Source organism: Salmonella sp. 32082101201600294FB01SM01 (assembly GCF_017572865.1).
Classification (GTDB): domain Bacteria; phylum Pseudomonadota; class Gammaproteobacteria; order Enterobacterales; family Enterobacteriaceae; genus Salmonella; species Salmonella enterica.
The window spans coordinates 368,743-385,830 of sequence record NZ_JAGESB010000005.1 but is presented as its reverse complement, the minus strand read 5'-3'; the positions used below and the strand labels follow the sequence as shown (position 1 = coordinate 385,830).

Below are 17,088 nucleotides of genomic sequence, written 5' to 3'. Positions count from 1 at the left end.
TGGATAATCGTTGCCCGCACGCGCCGGCGGGTGCGCCTGCGCCGGGAGCCGCTGCCGGCGGACACCCCGGTTTGCGGCGCGCGCGCCGGGTGGGGCGTTTACGTGCCGGGGGCCGTCATTGCGCTGGCGGTCGGCGCCGGCAGCTACGCCCTGACCGGCAGCTATCAGCAGGTCAGGGTCTGGCAGCAGGCAACGGCGCAGACGCCGGGACTGCTGGCGCGGGCGCTGGACCCGCAGGCGCAGCCGCTGAATGAGGAGGAGATGGCGCGGCTGGCGCTGGGGCTGCGTACCCGCCTGCAGAATGATGCCGGCAATGTTGAGGGCTGGCTCATGCTGGGGCGCACCGGTATGGTACTGGGTAATGCCGGTACCGCCACCGGGGCGTATGCGAACGCCTACCGCCTGGACCCGGAAAACCGCGATGCGGCGCTGGGCTACGCGGAGGCGCTGACGCGCTCGTCCGACCCGGAGGATAACCGCCGCGGCGGGGAGCTGCTGCGCCGGCTGGTGAGCCGTGACCACACGGATATCCGGGTGTTAAGCCTGTATGCGTTCAGCGCCTTTGAGCAGCAGCGTTTTGGCGAGGCGGTGGCGGCCTGGGAGATGATGCTGAAGTTACTGCCGGCGGGTGACGCCCGGCGGGCGGTGATAGAGCGCAGTATCCGGCTGGCGCAGGAGAAATAATGCCCTGACGGCCCGGTGGCGTGGCGCCATCGGGCCTGGCTATCTCAACGATACGCTAAAGCCTGAAAGTGAAGCCCGTGTGAAGTATGATGGCGAGCATCGTCTCTTATCAGGACATCCTATGAAACAAATCACCTTTACGCCGCGCCATCACCAGCTTACCAACACCAATACCTGGACACCTGACAGCCAGTGGCTGGTCTTTGATGTACGGCCTTCAGGCGCGTCATTTACGGGCAAGACTATTGAGCGTGTCAATGTGCATACCGGCGACGTGGAGGTGATTTATCGCGCCGTGCAGGGCGCGCATGTCGGCGTGGTGACGGTGCATCCTGCCGACAATCACTATGTGTTTATTCATGGCCCTGAAAACCCTGATGAGACGTGGCATTACGATTTTCACCACCGCCGGGGCGTTATTGCAACGCCGGGGGGCGTGACTAACCTCGATGCGATGGATATTACTGCGCCGTATACTCCCGGCGCGCTGCGCGGCGGCAGCCACGTCCATGTATTTAGCCCGAACGGCGAGCTGGTGAGTTTTACCTATAATGACCACGTTCTGCATGAGCGAGATCCGGCGCTGGATCTGCGTAATGTCGGCGTGGCCGTGCCGTATGGGCCGGTTACGGTACCGGCTCAGCATCCGCGCGAATACAGCGGTAGCTACTGGTGCGTACTGGTTAGCCGCACGACGCCTGCGCCGAGACCTGGCAGCGATGACATTAACCGCGCCTATGAAGAGGGCTGGGTGGGCAACCGCCAGATCGCCTTTATTGGCGATACGCTGTCGCTGACGGGCAAAAAAGTCCCGGAGCTGTTTATTGTCGATTTACCGTGTCATGAAAACGGCTGGAAACAGGCAGGCGACACGCCGCTGACGGGAACCGAATCAACGATGCCATCGCCGCCGTTGGGCGTAGTTCAGCGGCGTCTTACCTTTACTCACCAGCGTGTTTACCCTGGGCTCACTAACGAACCACGCCACTGGGTCCGCAGTAATCCGCAGGCGACGGCGATCGCCTTTTTGATGCGGGACGATAACGGCGTAGCGCAACTGTGGCTGATATCGCCGCAGGGAGGCGAGCCCCGGCAGTTAACGCATCATGCGACCGGCGTACAGTCAGCGTTTAACTGGCATCCGTCGGGTAAATGGCTGGGATTGGTGCTGGAAAACCGGATTGCCTGCTGCGACGCACAAAGTGGGAGGATCGACTTCTTAACCGCCAGGCACGACAACCCGCCGTCTGCGGACGCCGTCGTTTTTTCACCGGATGGGCGACACGTCGCATGGATGGAAGAGGTGAAAGGGTTCCGTCAGCTATGGGTGACGGAAACCGGGCGATAAATCAGGGAGGAGGCATCTTCGCCGGGGGGATGACGGCATTGGTCATTTTCGTCTCCTCCTCGCTTTTCTCTACGCGCGATCTTACCGAACTGTCTTTGCGGAAGATGTCCCACGGCAGAAGGATCGTATCCATCACGGCGGTAAACGGCATATCCAGGATGGCCAACGATTTGGTGCCCCAGTTTGTCTCATCGTTACCGATCATCGTAGCGCTGGCGCGCGTGCCAGGATAAGTACCCTCTTTACCGCCGGTGTGCGACATGACGCTTGAACAACCGCCTAATAAAAGCATCCCATTCCATATTATCAGCGTTAACAACACGTTTTTTATCATCACTCATTCATCTGTTGGTTGTCGTTATTTGCATGATGAGTTATAGCGATCCGTTGCTAAAAATAACATCACCAGTACGCGGCACTGTGGCAGTAATCGCACTTTAACAATCAGTGCTGTCCCAACCAGTCTATGCAATAGCCAATAAACTGCAAAAAAAAGTCGGATTAAAATACTTGAAAAGTACGTATTCAGACCCATTTATAAGACGTAGTGAATAGAAGGGCACGCCTGATGGGTGTTCTGGCAATCCTGGCCTGTCCATGATGGAAGGTCTGACATTCTCGCTGATTTCAGGAGTTTATGATTATGCGTAACTTTGATTTATCCCCGCTGTACCGTTCTGCCATTGGTTTTGACCGTCTGTTTAACCTGCTTGAAAATAACCAAAGCCAAAGTAATGGCGGCTACCCTCCGTACAACGTTGAGCTGGTAGACGAAAACCACTACCGCATCGCCATTGCCGTTGCCGGTTTCGCGGAAAGCGAACTGGAGATTACTGCCCAGGATAATTTACTGGTGGTAAAAGGCGCTCATGCGGACGAGCAGAAAGAACGTACTTACCTGTATCAGGGCATTGCCGAGCGTAACTTTGAGCGTAAGTTCCAGTTAGCGGAAAACATTCACGTTCGCGGCGCAAACCTGGTCAACGGGCTGCTGTATATCGAACTGGAGCGCGTGATTCCGGAAGCGAACAAACCGCGCCGTATCGAAATTAACTGATTCCGTCGGGTCGCGTTGCGCGGCCTGTCATCCCATGCTCGCCGTCAGGGAGCATATTCGCACGTAAAGTGTGAAGGTAAAAACTCGCTTCTTAGAAGGAGAAATGATTATGCGTAACTACGATTTATCCCCACTGCTGCGTCAATGGATCGGTTTTGACAAGCTGGCCAATGCGCTGCAAAACAGCGGCGAAAGCCAGAGCTTCCCGCCCTATAACATCGAAAAAAGCGACGATAACCATTATCGCATTACCTTAGCGTTAGCCGGTTTCCGTCAGGAAGATCTGGATATTCAACTGGAAGGCACGCGCCTGACGGTGAAAGGCACGCCGGAACAGCCGGAAAACGAGCCCAAATGGTTACATCAGGGCCTGGTCATGCAGCCTTTTAGCCTGAGCTTTACGCTGGCTGAGAATATGGAAGTTTCCGGCGCGACGTTTACCAACGGCCTGCTGCATATTGATTTAACCCGCAACGAGCCGGAAACCATTGCGCCGCAGCGTATCGCCATTAACGAACGCTCCGCATTAAATAGCTAATGAGCTCCTTGCCTTGCCCCGCCAGAGATGGCGGGGCTTTTTTGTGCCACGAAAAAGGGTAAGACGCTGCCGAAGTCAGGACGTCTGGGCGGTTTTGTAACATGAGAATGTGCGCCATGCTGTATATATGCCTTAACGGTTCAGTCATAATCCCTATAAATTGAAATGTTACTCACAGGGAAGAAAAGATGAGTGATATCGCATTGACGGTCAGCGTTCTGGCGTTGGTGGCGGTTGTCGGTTTATGGATCGGCAACATTAAAGTGCGCGGTGTCGGCTTTGGTATTGGCGGTGTGTTGTTCGGCGGTATTATCGTCGGCCACTTCGTCGATCAGGCTGGGGTGACGCTGAGCGGCGATATGCTGCACTTTATCCAGGAATTCGGCCTGATCCTTTTTGTTTATACCATCGGCATACAGGTGGGGCCGGGGTTTTTCGCCTCGCTGCGCGTTTCCGGGCTGCGTCTCAATCTGTTTGCTGTTTTGATTGTGATTATGGGCGGGTTGGTCACCGCGATTCTGCATAAAATTTTCGCTATTCCGCTGCCAGTGGTGCTGGGGATTTTCTCCGGCGCAGTCACCAATACGCCTGCGTTAGGGGCGGGTCAGCAAATCCTGCGCGATCTGGGAACGCCAGTGGATCTGGTAGATCAGATGGGGATGAGCTATGCGATGGCGTATCCGTTTGGCATCTGCGGTATTTTGCTCACCATGTGGCTGATGCGGCTGATTTTTCGCGTTAACGTCGAGGCAGAGGCGCAGAAGCACGAATCCTCTCTCGCTAACGGTCATTCATTAATTCAAACAATGAATATCCGTGTCGAGAATCCGAACCTCAATAATATGGCTATTCAGGATGTGCCGATCCTGAACAGCGATAAAATCATTTGCTCACGCCTGAAACGCGACGACACGCTGATGGTGCCGTCGCCGGGGACGATTATCCAGGCAGGCGACCTGCTGCACCTCGTCGGCCAATCTACCGACCTGCATAACGCGCAACTGGTGATCGGCAAGGAAGTGGACACCTCGTTGTCGACGCGCGGCACGGATTTACGCGTCGAGCGTGTGGTCGTCACCAACGAAAAAGTGCTCGGCAAACGTATCCGCGATTTGCACTTTAAAGAGCGTTATGACGTGGTTATCTCCCGTCTTAACCGCGCGGGCGTTGAGCTGGTCGCCAGTAGTGACGCCAGCCTGCAGTTTGGCGACATTCTCAATCTGGTGGGGCGTCCAGCCTCGATTGATGCGGTAGCCAATGTGGTCGGCAACGCGCAACAAAAACTCCAGCAGGTGCAGATGCTGCCGGTGTTTATCGGCATCGGATTAGGGGTTCTGCTTGGGTCAATCCCGTTGTTTGTGCCGGGATTCCCGGTCGCGTTAAAACTGGGGCTGGCCGGCGGGCCGCTGATCATGGCGCTCATTTTGGGGCGTATCGGCAGCATCGGTAAGCTGTACTGGTTTATGCCGCCGAGCGCCAACCTCGCGCTGCGTGAGTTAGGCATCGTTTTGTTTTTGGCGGTCGTTGGGCTGAAATCCGGCGGCGATTTTGTCGATACGCTGACGCAGGGTGAAGGATTAAGCTGGATTGGCTATGGTATTTTCATCACCGCTATTCCGCTGATTACCGTCGGTTTGCTGGCGCGGATTTTTGCCAAAATGAACTATCTGACGCTGTGCGGGATGCTGGCCGGTTCGATGACCGATCCGCCAGCGCTGGCATTTGCCAACAATCTTCATGCCACCAGCGGCGCGGCGGCGCTCTCTTACGCGACCGTCTATCCGTTAGTGATGTTCCTGCGTATTATCACGCCACAACTGCTGGCGGTGATTTTTTGGGGAATGGGTTAGCGCCTGATGGCGCGTTGCTTATCCAGCCTACGCACTGTGTTAAATCCAGGCTGGATAACGCGCGCCGCACCGGTCACACTTCTGCTCTTCTTCTTATATCCTTCCTCAATGAACGTGCTAATCAGCGTAATGGCAACGAGCATAATTCCATTTTATTTCAGTTTGTTATCAATCTTTTTCGCCTTTTTTTTCGTCGCGACGGGTGGTTTTTCAGCTTTTAATTCGGCAATAATGCCTTTCCTGGCGGTGGCGTTGAAAAAGGTCGCAACTGAAATGAAAAATAGCGGCAATGAGCGTGGTTGCGCCAAAACGCATCACCAGTGAACTACAGTTATTTTGCAATAAGATTCCCTTGCTGCGGGATAATGTGAAGCATATCAGCAACAACGTGAGTGGTATTCTGAAAACGAACGGGAATACATAAGAACGTAAAAGGAGTCGTCATGAAGATTTCCCGCCTCGGAGAAGCGCCGGATTATCGCTTCTCACTGGCAAATGAGCGCACCTTTCTGGCGTGGATTCGCACCTCGCTGGGATTTCTGGCGGCAGGCGTCGGTCTTGATCAGCTCGCCCCGGATTTTGCCACGCCGGTGATCCGTGAACTGCTGGCGCTACTGTTGTGTCTGTTTGCGGGCGGCCTGGCGATTTATGGCTATCTACGCTGGTTACGTAATGAAAAAGCGATGCGTCTGAAAGAGGATTTGCCTTATACCCATAGCCTGTTGATCATCAGCGTTATTTTGATGATTGTCGCGGTGATAGTGATGGGGCTGGTACTGTATGCCGGATAGTCGTAAAGCCCGTCGGCAGAACGATCCGGGGCTGCAACCGGAACGTACCTCGCTGGCCTGGTTTCGCACGCTGCTGGGATACGGGGCGTTAATGGCGTTAGCCGTCAGGCACCACTGGCATCAGGCGGGGTTCTTGTTCTGGGTGTCGATCAGCGTTCTGGCGATAGTGGCGGTGATTCTTTGGCGTTATACCCTGAGTCGTAATTTGATGGATGTCGCGCATAGCGATTTTTCCGAAACTCATGTCGTGCGTGACAAATTTTTGATCTCCCTCGCGGTGTTGTCGCTCGCAATCCTGTTTGCTGTTACCCATATTCGCCAACTTATTGCATTTATCGGGAACTTTATATGACAGGACGTCAGGACATTGTCGTGAGTGATGACCAGATTCAGGTCGTCGTAAATCGCCAGAATAGCCAGCGCCCTCAGCAACTGTACCGTAACTTACAACGGCTCGGCATTCGCAATGTCCATTTTATCCCATTGTTGGAGCATGACCGGAACGGAATGTTGACCGAGGATTCATTGTGTTCAGCAGACTGGGGGCGGTTTTTAAATAGCGTATTTGATATTTGGGTACGTGAAGATATTCAGCGTATCTCGGTTCGCCTTTTTGATGAGACGCTACAGCAGTGGTGCGGCGGCAGGAATGGCGCTGAAGCGCCGGACAAGGCGCCGCTAAGCGCTGAATGTCAGAAGTGCTCTTTATTACGATTTTGCGGCGGCGGATGCCCTGAGCATCGGGATAGCCAGGGGAAAAACCGGCTTTGCGAGGGCTACCAGACCTTTTTTAACTACTCCTCGCCGCATATGCGGGTGATGCGGGATTTACTGAAACAGCATCGCTCGCCGGAGGAGTTGATGGCGATGCTGCGTTAGCGTCGTAAGCCTGATAAGCGTAGCGCCATCAGGCGATGGCGTGCCGGATGGCGCTGCCGTCTTTCCGGCACTGAGCGAGTATTAGCGTCCTTTTGCCAGGTATTGTTCCATTTCATCCTCCGGCACCATGCCGCCCCCGGTTGCCCATACCAGATGCGTCGCGTTGCCGAGCTGCGTCTGATTGAATCCATGCCTTTGCTGATACTCGGTGGCGGCGCAAATGCGCTGTGGCCCGGCCATCCCCGCCAGAGCTGATGGCTCCAGTCGAATTCCTTCCTCCTGCGCCAGCCAGCCCAGCATGTCGTACATTGTTTGATCGTCTAAGGTATAGAGGCCGTCAAGCAGGCGCTCCATTGCCCGACCAACAAAGCCCGAAGCGCGACCTACCGCCAGGCCGTCCGCCGCCGTCAGGTTATCAATACCGATATCTTGTACTGAGATGGCATCGTGCAGACCGGTATAAACGCCGAGTAACATGCAGGGTGAATGGGTCGGTTCGGCAAAGAAACAGTGGACGTTGTCGCCAAACGCCAGTTTCAGGCCAAAGGCGACGCCGCCAGGGCCGCCGCCAACGCCGCACGGCAGATAAACAAACAGTGGGTGGCTGGCGTCAACGACGCGTCCCTGTTGCGCGAATTGCGCTTTCAGGCGCTGGCCCGCTACCGCATAGCCCAGAAATAGCGTGCGGGAGTTTTCATCGTCGATAAAGAAACAGTTTGGATCGGATTGCGCTGCTTTACGACCCTGCTCAACCGCCACGCCGTAATCATCTTCGTATTCTACGACCGTCACGCCGTGGCTACGCAGCTTCGCTTTTTTCCAGGCGCGGGCGTCGGCAGACATATGTACCGTCACTTTAAAACCAATGCAGGCGCTCATGATACCGATCGATAGCCCCAGATTGCCGGTTGAACCGACGGCGATACTGTATTGGCTGAAGAATTGTTTAAATTCCGGCGAAAGCAACACGCTATAGTCATCGTCGGTGGTTAACAGACCCGCCTCCAGCGCCAGTTTTTCCGCGTGCGTTAGCACCTCGTAGATGCCGCCGCGCGCTTTAATGGAACCAGAGATTGCCAGGTGACTGTCTTTTTTTAACAGCATTTCACCGTCGATCGTTTGCCCATACTCTTTTTCCAGCCGCTTTTGCATGGCCGGAATAGCGACCACGTCAGATTCGATCATGCCGCCAGCGGCAGCGGTTTGCGGAAACGCTTTCGCCAGATACGGCGCAAAGCGCGCCAGACGGTCATGGGCGGCGTTTACGTCCTGCTCCGTCAGGCCGACATACGGTAGACCTTGTGCAAGAGAGGTGGCGCCCGGGTTAAACCAGGTGGTTTCTTTGAGGGCGACTAGATCCTGGACCAAAGGATACCGGGCGATGAGCTTTTGTATGTTTTCCATAGTACGTCTCTTTACGATCAGATGATAAAGGAAAGCAGGAATGTGCCAGCCAGTGCAACGACAGATGCGATAAACGTGGCCGTCGTATAGTATTTAAACGTTTCATTCAGCGTAGCGCCGCAATACTGCTTGACCAGCCAGAACAGGGAATCGGTCACGATCGTGCAGCCAATGGCGCCGGAACCAATGGCAATCGCAATGATCTCCGGGCTGACGTCAGGATAGAGCGGCAGCATGGGCGCAACAATCGCGGTGGCGCCCATCATCGCCACCGTCGCAGAGCCGACCGCCGCGTGCAGAATCAGCGCTACCAGCCATGCCAGCAGAATCGGGTGCATATGCATATTTGAGAGGATCACCGCCAGCGTGTCCGCCAGCCCGCTACTTTTGAGAATGGCGTTGAACGCGCCGCCCGCGCCGATAATCAGCAGGATGTTCGCAATGGCGCCAAAGCCGTTTTCGGTGTGGGTAAGTAGCGCGCTCATCCCCATATGCTGGCGCAGACCGAGTATGTAATACGCCACAAAGACAGCGATAAACATCGCGGTGATCGGATTACCGATAAACTCCAGCAGCGTATACAACGTGCCGTCTTTCGCCATATTCAGTTCAGCGACGGTTTTCACCAGCATCAGGCCAATCGGCAGCAGAACGGTAAACAGCGTTGCGCCCAGCGACGGCAGGGTGTTTTCGGCGCGCACTTCAAGATCCGCAAACTCTGTCGGTACGGGCTTGAACGGCAGACGATTACCCAGAAACTTTAAGAACAGCGGGCCGCCGACCAATGAGGCCATCAGCCCGACCAGTAGACCGTAGACAATCACCGAGCCGATATCCGCCCCCAGTTTATTTGCGACAAACAGCGCAGCCGGATGCGGCGGTACCACGCAATGGACGGCCATCAGCGCGGTACACAGCGGAATGGCCAGCTTCAGCAGCGAGGTATGGGTTTTTTTAGCGATAGAAAACGCCAGTGGGATGAGCAACACGACGCCCACTTCCACGAACAACGTGATTCCGCAAATCAGCCCCACCAGTACCATGATCACGTCAGCTGAGAGCCAGCGGCAGCGCTGGAGAGTAAGCCCGATGCGTTCCGCCGCGCCGGAAACCTCCATCATTTTGCCGAGGATGGTGCCAAGACCGATAACGGCGGCCAGAAAACCGAGCGTACCGCCTATTCCGTTTTCTATCGCCGTGACCATCTCCAGCGGCCCCATGCCCATCATCGCGCCGACAAAGAAACTGGCGAGCAGTAACGCCAGGAAGGGGTGGAATTTAAACTTCACGATGGTCAATACGATTAACACGATGCTGATCAGCAGCGTGCTCACTACCCAGATTTGAGCGTGCATATCTCACCTACCCTGTGATTAATCTGTTCTTATTGGACAGAAAAACAGCACCTCCTGACAAACGATATAATTTGCCATTCACATGATGTAAATTGAATCAACTATGTGATTTCCATCTAATATTGCCTTTATTTTGCGATATGGTTCATTTTGCTTCATCTATGTGCGGATTTTTTCAGCGTGTTTTTTTACACTTCGGGAAATTAAAAGATGACTGAGGTTGCCATGGAACCCCTTCGCGATACCCGAAACCGCTTACTCAACGGCTGGCAGTTATCCAAACTCTATACTTTTGAAGTCGCGGCCAGACACCAGTCCTTTGCTCTGGCGGCAGATGAGCTGTCGTTAAGCCCAAGTGCGGTAAGCCATCGTATCAATCAACTGGAAGCCGAGTTGGGAATCCAGCTATTTGTCCGCTCTCACCGTAAAGTGGAGCTTACCCATGAAGGCAAACGGGTATTCTGGGCGCTGAAATCGTCGCTGGATACGTTGAATCAGGAAATCCTCGATATCAAAAATCAGGAACTGTCCGGCACGTTGACCGTGTATTCACGCCCCTCTATCGCCCAGTGCTGGCTGGTGCCCGCGTTGGGGGACTTTACCCGTCGCTATCCGTCAATTTCTCTCACTATGCTGACCGGCAACGATAACGTTAACCTACAGCGTGCCGGCATTGACCTGGCTATCTATTTTGACGATGCGCCGTCGGCGCAGCTCACGCACCATTTTTTAATGGATGAGGCGATTTTGCCCGTTTGCAGCCCGGATTACGCCCATCGTTTCGCCTTGCAGGACAACCTGAATAACTTGCGGCACTGTACGCTCTTGCACGACAGACAGGCGTGGAGTAACGATTCGGGCACCGATGAGTGGCACAGTTGGGCGCAGCATTTTGCGGTAAATTTGCCGGATTCATCCGGCATTGGCTTCGATCGTTCTGATTTAGCGGTGATTGCTGCGATGAACCACATTGGCGTGGCGATGGGGCGTAAACGGCTGGTGCAAAAGCGTCTCGACAGCGGCGAACTGATTGCGCCTTTTGGTGACATGAGGCTGAAATGTCATCAGCATTATTATGTCACCACTCTGCCTGGCAGGCAGTGGCCGAAAATCGAGGCATTTATTCGCTGGTTGCAGGAACAGGTGTGAAGATTTATTACGCTTTGTCGCTACACCTGCCGGGAGTGAATATGCTAAATACGTGCTATCACCGTGGTAAAAATTTTAGGGGGCGTCGTGTTTAAACCGCTTATTGCCTCTCTCATGCTGACCAGCGCGGTCGTCTATGCGAAACCGATGCCTTTGACGGCGGCGCGCTATGCGCAGCAGCTTGGCGTTGGGATGGATGTTGACTGGGCGCGAACGGAACGGGGTATCCGCGAGTTTGATCCGCTGGTCGTGCGGGATTTTAAGGCAAAAGGGTTAACGCATGTCCGTATTCGTGTGGCAGGCGCGCCGACGGAAGCGCGCCTCATCCATTTGCGTAAGCTGGTAGAGGCCTGCGAATACTATGGCGTCATACCCATTATTGCCTATCAGGCGGATGCGTATAAAACCGATCCCAGCGCCAGCCATGAAAAGGAGCTGATCAACTGGTGGAGCGTGGTCGCGCGCTATTTTGGTCAGACATCCCCGCTTTTGGGGTTCGATCTCATTTATGAGCCTGCCGACAAACTTAATCATAATATGGCGTCGCTGAATCGCGTATATGACAAAACCATCCGCCTGATTCACGCCATTGACCCACAGCGGATGATTTTCGTTGCCCCCCGCATGCGCGCCGCGCCGGAGGATTTGTCGGCGCTTAAACTGCCGGCGCAAAGCCAGAACTATGTACTGGCGGAGTGGCACATCTTCCCGTGGGGCCCCCTGAAAAGCGGCGGTAAATATCCGTGGACATCAGGCACGGCGGCGGAAAAAGCGGCGATTCGGGCACGGATCAACGCTGCGGTTCGCTGGCAGCATAAGACCGGCCATGCAAGCTGGGTGGGCGGATGGGCGCCGGGAGAGTCGATAAAAATGACGCCGGTCGCTTCACAGTTCGCGTTTGCCCGTTTTATGGCCTGCGAGCTGAAAAAAGCGCATATTCCGTATGCGATAAACGCAGACACTCAGTTTTATGACGGCGAAGAAGGAGCGTGGCGCCCGGCGCAGGAGCCCCTGCTCAATGCGATGATCGCGCCGGAATGTGAAACGCCCGGCAAAAAGCCGGGCGAGGGGAACGTTAAACCGTCTGTCCCTGATGCGATATCCGTGACGCCAGCGGCAGCCAGCACGCCAGGATCAGTAATCCCATAAGGGTCATCAGCAATCCCAGACTGCCCTGACCGGTTTGCGGCAACATTGCCGAAAGCCACGCCAGTACGCCGGAACCAATATTTTGCAGCCCGCCGACCAGCGCGCCAGCGGTGCCTGCGAGGAACGGAAACGGCTCCATCGCGCCGCTGGTGGCCAGTGGAAATAACATCCCGGCACCGAAGAAAAACAGTGCAGCGGGGATGAGTAGCGTCCAGACGTTCATCACGCCAAACCAGCCGGGAATCCACATCATAAGGCCTGCCAGCAGACAGCAAATAACTGACTGCCACATCAGGGTTGAGAAGCGTTTATTCGGGCGTCCGGCAAACCAGGCGCCGAAGAACGCCGCCGGAATCGGCAGAATAAACAGAATGCTTACCACCATACTGCTGAGACCTAATACTGCCCCCATCAGCACGCCGGAACAGGCTTCAAAGACCGCAATGCCAGCCAGCCCGCCGATTAGCATCAGCAGATAACAGTTAAATGCGCCGTTGCCAAACAGCGTTTTATAGCTGGCGATCAGCCGTGTGCGCGGCGCGCCGGCGGGGCGGGTTTCCGGCATCCAGCGCGCCATGCTGAAGGTGACGCCAGCGCAAAGCACCAGCAGGAAAGCGTAACACGCGCGCCAGTTCCACAGGGTGTCCAGCAGACCGCCAATCAGCGGCGCTAACAGCGGGCTGACCAGAATCCCCATATTTAACAGGCTATTGGCGTGACGAAGTTGCGTTCCTTCATACAGATCGCGCGGGAGCGTTCTCGCCATTACTCCGCCAACGCCGGTTCCCATCCCTTGCATGGCGCTGGCGGCAATCAACACCGTCAAACTATGCGTGGTCATGGCGAACAGAGTCGCTACCATAAAAATAGACATGCCGACGAGGATTACCGGGCGGCGCCCAACCCGGTCGGAAAGCGGGCCGTAAAACAGTTGCGAGACGCCGTAGGTCAGGAGGTAAGCAGCCATTACGCTCTGGACGGCGCCTTCCCGGACGTTTAGCGCTTGTGCCATATCGGCGATGGCGGGAATATAAATGGTTTGCGCCATCTGCCCTACGGCCACCAGTAACACCAACATCAACAACAAATTGACGTTTCTCTGCCTTTTCATTTCGCTGATTACTTTTCAAAAAAAGAAAAAATAAGAATAACTTGCTGCGCATTCCCATAAATGCGAGAGGAATCTATCACACCAGAAAAAGAAGGCCAGACAGCGACCAGCAATGGCAGACGAAGGAACGGCAGGATATGTAAACAAAAGCGGCAACAAATGTTGCCGAGAATGTGTTACGTCTGCGGCTGTTATTGGGCGATCATGACAGACGGAGTAAAATCGCCCCGAGGGCAATCCCGCCTGCCGCCACCAGACGTAGCCCGGCCACTTTCTCTTTAAGCAGCAGCCAGGCTATCAGCGCGCCGAATAAAATCGACGTCTCACGCAGCGCGGCGACCACCGCCAGCGGCGCCTGGGTCATGGCCCATAGCGCCAGCCCATAAGATCCCATAGTGCCAATCCCGCCAAAAATGCCTTTTTTCCACTGTTGCGCCAGATAACGCGACGCTTCCCGCCGCCGCGCAATCATCGCCCAGGTTAACAGGCAGGCGCCGTTGAGAAAAAATGACCATAGCGTATAGCCCAGCGCCGTTTCGGAGAGTCTTACGCCGGTCCCGTCCACCAGCGTATATCCGGCAATAAAACAGGCGTTAGTTAATGCCAGCACGACACCACGTTGAGAACTGGCGCGGCCATTACAGGCCATCCCAAGTATCGCCATACAGATCACTGCGATGCCGACCCAGGCTAGCGACGACAGGCTGTCGCCAAGAAACAGAACGCTAATGAGCGCCACCAGCAGCGGCGCGGTGCCGCGCATAAGAGGATAGGTCTGGCTCATGTCCGAGACCTGATAGGTTTTCGCCACCAGGACGGTATACACCACCTGGAGCGCGGTAGAGGCCGCTAAAAAAGGGATACTGGCGTGAGCTGGCTGCGGCGAGAAGGGCAAAAGGATCAATGCCATGACCGCCGCGGAACCGCTGACGCCGATCGCGGCGTAGAGCTTATCGTTTCCCGCTTTGACAATGGCGTTCCAGCTGGCATGTAGCAGCGCGGCGAACAGCAAAATGCAGAAAACGGAAAGGGTCATAGCGTCAGGCGTCGTTGAGGATGTCATAAAAACGTAACATACCCGGGAAGCGAAAGACCAGCGGATAAGGTGAAAGGGGAGCGGTTGCCCGCTCCCCTTCGGTGCGGCTTGAATCTGAATTACTTAAGGTATTTCAGAACAGCATCAAGCAGTTGCAGTGCTGCAACAATGAGTTTCAGGATAAGAATGGTGATATCCACTACGCTCATACGCGTCTCCTGTGGTTAAGGAGCACTGCCAGCCGACGTACCTTTCCGCTGCCTGTTGCCAGCTGTTGCGCACGCGATCCCTTTTGCGAGGAATAGTGTGCGTGTTGACATAACACAGTGTGCTCACGAGGGGGTTAAGGCGCTGACGGCACCACCCGTTTCAGCCAGGACTTCGTTGCGCCGGTTTACGATGCGGCCCCCGCATAACACATTGTGTCAAAGACATTATAGTTAAGTACTGTATAAATTAACAGTAATTTATAGACAGAACGGAGCTTCTGATCCATACTCAAATTCATCAAAATTCGCGCCGAAATTGCGCGTTCTGCACAGAACGCGTATACTTCTGCTGTTGACATAACACAGTGTGCTTCGCGGCTACCACCCGCATTACGCTGTAAGAACCTCGCTTCGGCGAGGTTTTTTGTTTTCCGGCATTGTGAAACGCGTGATCATCAATCCCGGCGATTACCGGAAGGCGCTACGCTTATCACGCCTATACTCAAAGCGTGTAAATTCGTAGAAAAATGTGATCGCTGAAGCATTTTTGTGCAGATGAAAATTTTTCCGTTGTCATGCTGAAAGCGCTGTGCTTGTATAAAACGTGTTAATAACAAACAGACAAGGCCCCTAATGAACCCTTCCATGCTGAACGCGACCCTACTAACAACTGCGCCATCTCGCGCAGTGGTCGTCGTGCGTGTGGTGGTGGTCGTCGGCAATGCGCCGTAGGGTCCGGAACACACACGATTCCAAAACCCCGCCGGCGCAAACCGGGCGGGGTTTTTTGTTTAAGACACCTTCCCGGAACGTCGGCTCAGAATAAAAGGAATGGAGCATGGCAAGTTCGGGCACAACATCTACACCTCAGCGCTTTACGGGCGCGGAATTTATTGTTCATTTTCTGGAGCGCCAGGGGATTCGTATCGTCACCGGCATTCCCGGCGGTTCGATCCTCCCCGTTTACGACGCGTTAAGCCAAAGCACGCAAATCCGTCATATTCTGGCGCGCCACGAACAAGGCGCGGGGTTTATTGCGCAGGGGATGGCGCGGACGGAGGGTAAACCTGCTGTTTGTATGGCCTGTAGCGGGCCGGGCGCGACCAATCTGGTCACGGCCATTGCCGATGCGCGCCTGGATTCCATTCCGTTAATCTGCATTACCGGGCAGGTTCCGGCGTCCATGATCGGTACTGACGCGTTTCAGGAAGTGGATACCTACGGTATCTCTATCCCCATCACCAAGCACAACTATCTGGTCAGAAATATCAATGAGCTGCCTCAGGTGATGAGCGATGCTTTTCGTCTGGCGCAGTCGGGGCGTCCCGGCCCGGTGTGGATAGACGTTCCTAAAGATGTGCAGACGGCGACAATTGAGCTGGATGCGTTGCCGTCGCCGGCGGAAAAATCACCCCCGCCGGAGTTTAGCGCGGAGAGTATCCGCGAGGCCGCCGCAATGATTAACGCGGCGAAGCGTCCGGTGCTGTATCTGGGCGGCGGCGTGATCAATGCGCCGACACGCGTGCGCGAACTGGCGGAAAAAGCGCAACTGCCGACGACAATGACCTTAATGGCGCTGGGAATGCTGCCTAAGGCGCATCCGCTGTCGTTAGGAATGCTGGGGATGCACGGCGCGCGCAGTACCAATTTTATTCTGCAAGAGGCCGATTTACTGATTGTCCTGGGCGCGCGTTTTGATGACCGGGCGATTGGCAAAACGGAGCAGTTTTGTCCGAATGCCAAAATCATCCATGTGGATATCGATCGCGCCGAGTTAGGCAAAATTAAGCAGCCGCATGTGGCTATTCAGGCGGATGTCGATGATGTACTGGCACAGTTAATTCCCCATATCAAGGCACAGCCGCGGGAAGCATGGCATCAGTTGGTGGCGGACTTGCAGCAAGAATTCCCTTGCAGTATTCCCCAGGAAAATAACCCGCTTAGTCACTATGGGCTGATTAACGCAGTCGCCGCCTGTGTGGACGACAACGCGATTATTACCACTGACGTAGGTCAGCATCAGATGTGGACCGCGCAGGCTTATCCGCTCAACCGTCCGCGTCAGTGGCTGACTTCCGGCGGGCTGGGCACCATGGGGTTTGGTCTGCCCGCGGCGATTGGCGCGGCGCTGGCGAATCCGGGCAACAAGGTGCTGTGTTTTTCCGGTGACGGTAGTTTGATGATGAATATTCAGGAGATGGCTACCGCCAGCGAAAACCAGTTGGATGTGAAAATCATCCTGATGAATAACGACGCGCTGGGACTGGTACATCAGCAACAGAGTCTGTTCTATAAACAGGGCGTTTTTGCGGCAACCTATCCGGGAAGCATCAATTTTATGCAGATTGCCGCCGGGTTTGGTCTGGACACCTGTGATTTGAATAACGAAGCCGATCCGCAGGCGGCGTTGCAGGCTATCATTCGTCGTCCTGGACCGGCGTTGATCCATGTGCGCATTGATGCAGAAGAAAAAGTGTATCCGATGGTGCCGCCGGGCGCGGCAAATACAGAGATGGTGGGGGAATAAG

The 17,088-nt window shown here is 55.0% G+C and carries 19 protein-coding genes, 1 pseudogene and 1 other annotated feature; of the genes and pseudogenes, 13 read left to right on the top strand and 7 right to left on the bottom strand.

Going from position 1 to position 17,088, the window contains the following annotated elements:
* Positions 1-684 (top strand): c-type cytochrome biogenesis protein (locus J4645_RS20045; protein WP_109261948.1); only part of this gene is annotated, 684 nt, incomplete at its 5' end.
* 121 nt (positions 685-805) lie between these two features.
* Entirely contained in the window at positions 806-2,032 is a 1,227-nt protein-coding gene (locus J4645_RS20040) for a DUF3748 domain-containing protein (RefSeq protein ID WP_023214547.1), read from the top strand.
* 1 nt (position 2,033) lies between these two features.
* Here the strand turns inward: J4645_RS20040 and J4645_RS20035 are convergent, their stop codons facing one another.
* Entirely contained in the window at positions 2,034-2,366 is a 333-nt protein-coding gene (locus tag J4645_RS20035) for a YceK/YidQ family lipoprotein (protein WP_001543704.1), read from the bottom strand.
* A gap of 242 nt (positions 2,367-2,608) precedes the next feature.
* Positions 2,609-2,682 (top strand) — a sequence feature (ROSE (Repression Of Heat Shock gene Expression) occurs in the 5'-region of heat shock genes and acts as an RNA thermometer to modulate expression.).
* Between J4645_RS20035 and ibpA the strand changes: the two genes are divergently transcribed.
* The 7 genes from ibpA (at position 2,676) to J4645_RS20000 (ending at position 7,147) form a co-directional block, all read left to right on the top strand.
* The gene (ibpA, locus tag J4645_RS20030) at positions 2,676-3,089 is read left to right on the top strand and encodes a small heat shock chaperone IbpA (protein ID WP_001532742.1); all 414 of its coding nucleotides are present in this window, start codon (positions 2,676-2,678) and stop codon (positions 3,087-3,089) included. It overlaps the preceding feature by 7 nt.
* Positions 3,090-3,198: 109 nt before the next feature.
* Entirely contained in the window at positions 3,199-3,627 is a 429-nt protein-coding gene (ibpB, locus tag J4645_RS20025; protein WP_001246919.1) for a small heat shock chaperone IbpB, read from the top strand.
* A 188-nt stretch (positions 3,628-3,815) separates the two neighbouring features.
* Positions 3,816-5,477, top strand: a complete 1,662-nt coding sequence (locus tag J4645_RS20020) for a putative transporter (protein ID WP_001279793.1) — start codon at positions 3,816-3,818, stop codon at positions 5,475-5,477.
* A 6-nt stretch (positions 5,478-5,483) separates the two neighbouring features.
* The gene (locus tag J4645_RS20015) at positions 5,484-5,801 is read left to right on the top strand and encodes a hypothetical protein (protein WP_162094114.1); all 318 of its coding nucleotides are present in this window, start codon (positions 5,484-5,486) and stop codon (positions 5,799-5,801) included.
* Positions 5,802-5,920: 119 nt separating this feature from the next.
* A complete protein-coding gene (locus J4645_RS20010) occupies positions 5,921-6,268 on the top strand; it encodes a YidH family protein (protein WP_000703964.1) in 348 nt (115 codons plus the stop codon).
* A complete protein-coding gene (locus tag J4645_RS20005) occupies positions 6,258-6,620 on the top strand; it encodes a DUF202 domain-containing protein (protein WP_001113454.1) in 363 nt (120 codons plus the stop codon). Before J4645_RS20010 ends, J4645_RS20005 begins: the two co-directional genes overlap by 11 nt.
* The gene (locus tag J4645_RS20000) at positions 6,617-7,147 is read left to right on the top strand and encodes a radical SAM protein (RefSeq protein ID WP_000147831.1); all 531 of its coding nucleotides are present in this window, start codon (positions 6,617-6,619) and stop codon (positions 7,145-7,147) included. The genes J4645_RS20005 and J4645_RS20000 overlap by 4 nt, the downstream gene beginning before the upstream one ends.
* An 81-nt stretch (positions 7,148-7,228) precedes the next feature.
* Here the strand turns inward: J4645_RS20000 and dsdA are convergent, their stop codons facing one another.
* Positions 7,229-8,551, bottom strand: a complete 1,323-nt coding sequence (gene dsdA / locus J4645_RS19995; protein ID WP_000428000.1) for a D-serine ammonia-lyase — start codon at positions 8,549-8,551, stop codon at positions 7,229-7,231.
* A gap of 17 nt (positions 8,552-8,568) precedes the next feature.
* Positions 8,569-9,906, bottom strand: coding sequence for a D-serine transporter DsdX (gene dsdX, locus J4645_RS19990; protein ID WP_000543317.1), 1,338 nt, complete (start codon positions 9,904-9,906; stop codon positions 8,569-8,571).
* Positions 9,907-10,131: 225 nt separating this feature from the next.
* Between dsdX and dsdC the strand changes: the two genes are divergently transcribed.
* Positions 10,132-11,055, top strand: a complete 924-nt coding sequence (gene dsdC, locus J4645_RS19985) for a DNA-binding transcriptional regulator DsdC (protein WP_001522218.1) — start codon at positions 10,132-10,134, stop codon at positions 11,053-11,055.
* A 63-nt stretch (positions 11,056-11,118) separates the two neighbouring features.
* The gene (locus J4645_RS19980) at positions 11,119-12,204 is read left to right on the top strand and encodes a cellulase family glycosylhydrolase (protein WP_000238926.1); all 1,086 of its coding nucleotides are present in this window, start codon (positions 11,119-11,121) and stop codon (positions 12,202-12,204) included.
* Here J4645_RS19980 and emrD read toward each other — a convergent pair.
* The 4 genes and pseudogenes from emrD to J4645_RS19960 form a co-directional block, all read right to left on the bottom strand.
* A complete protein-coding gene (emrD, locus tag J4645_RS19975; RefSeq protein WP_000828737.1) occupies positions 12,131-13,315 on the bottom strand; it encodes a multidrug efflux MFS transporter EmrD in 1,185 nt (394 codons plus the stop codon). The two genes, J4645_RS19980 and emrD, sit on opposite strands and share 74 nt — an antisense overlap.
* Before the next feature lie 202 nt (positions 13,316-13,517).
* Positions 13,518-14,378 carry a DMT family transporter gene (locus tag J4645_RS19970; RefSeq protein ID WP_001636137.1) on the bottom strand — a complete coding sequence of 287 codons (861 nt, stop codon included), beginning with the start codon at positions 14,376-14,378 and terminating at the stop codon, positions 13,518-13,520.
* Between the two features lie 92 nt (positions 14,379-14,470).
* On the bottom strand, positions 14,471-14,560 hold the full coding sequence (gene tisB / locus J4645_RS19965) for a type I toxin-antitoxin system toxin TisB (RefSeq protein ID WP_000117642.1): 90 nt from the start codon (positions 14,558-14,560) through the stop codon (positions 14,471-14,473).
* Positions 14,557-14,671 (bottom strand): annotated as a pseudogene (locus J4645_RS19960) (hypothetical protein). Before J4645_RS19960 ends, tisB begins: the two are co-directional and overlap by 4 nt.
* Before the next feature lie 522 nt (positions 14,672-15,193).
* Here J4645_RS19960 and ivbL point away from each other — a divergent pair.
* Together ivbL and ilvB are read left to right on the top strand one after the other, a co-directional pair.
* Positions 15,194-15,292 (top strand): ilvB operon leader peptide IvbL, encoded by a 99-nt coding sequence (gene ivbL / locus J4645_RS19955; RefSeq protein ID WP_001541152.1) that lies wholly within the window; start codon positions 15,194-15,196, stop codon positions 15,290-15,292.
* Positions 15,293-15,398: 106 nt separating this feature from the next.
* Positions 15,399-17,087: an acetolactate synthase large subunit gene (ilvB, locus tag J4645_RS19950; RefSeq protein WP_023214548.1), complete on the top strand. Its 1,689-nt coding sequence runs from the start codon at positions 15,399-15,401 to the stop codon at positions 17,085-17,087.
* The last annotated feature ends 1 nt before the right edge of the window (position 17,088 follow it).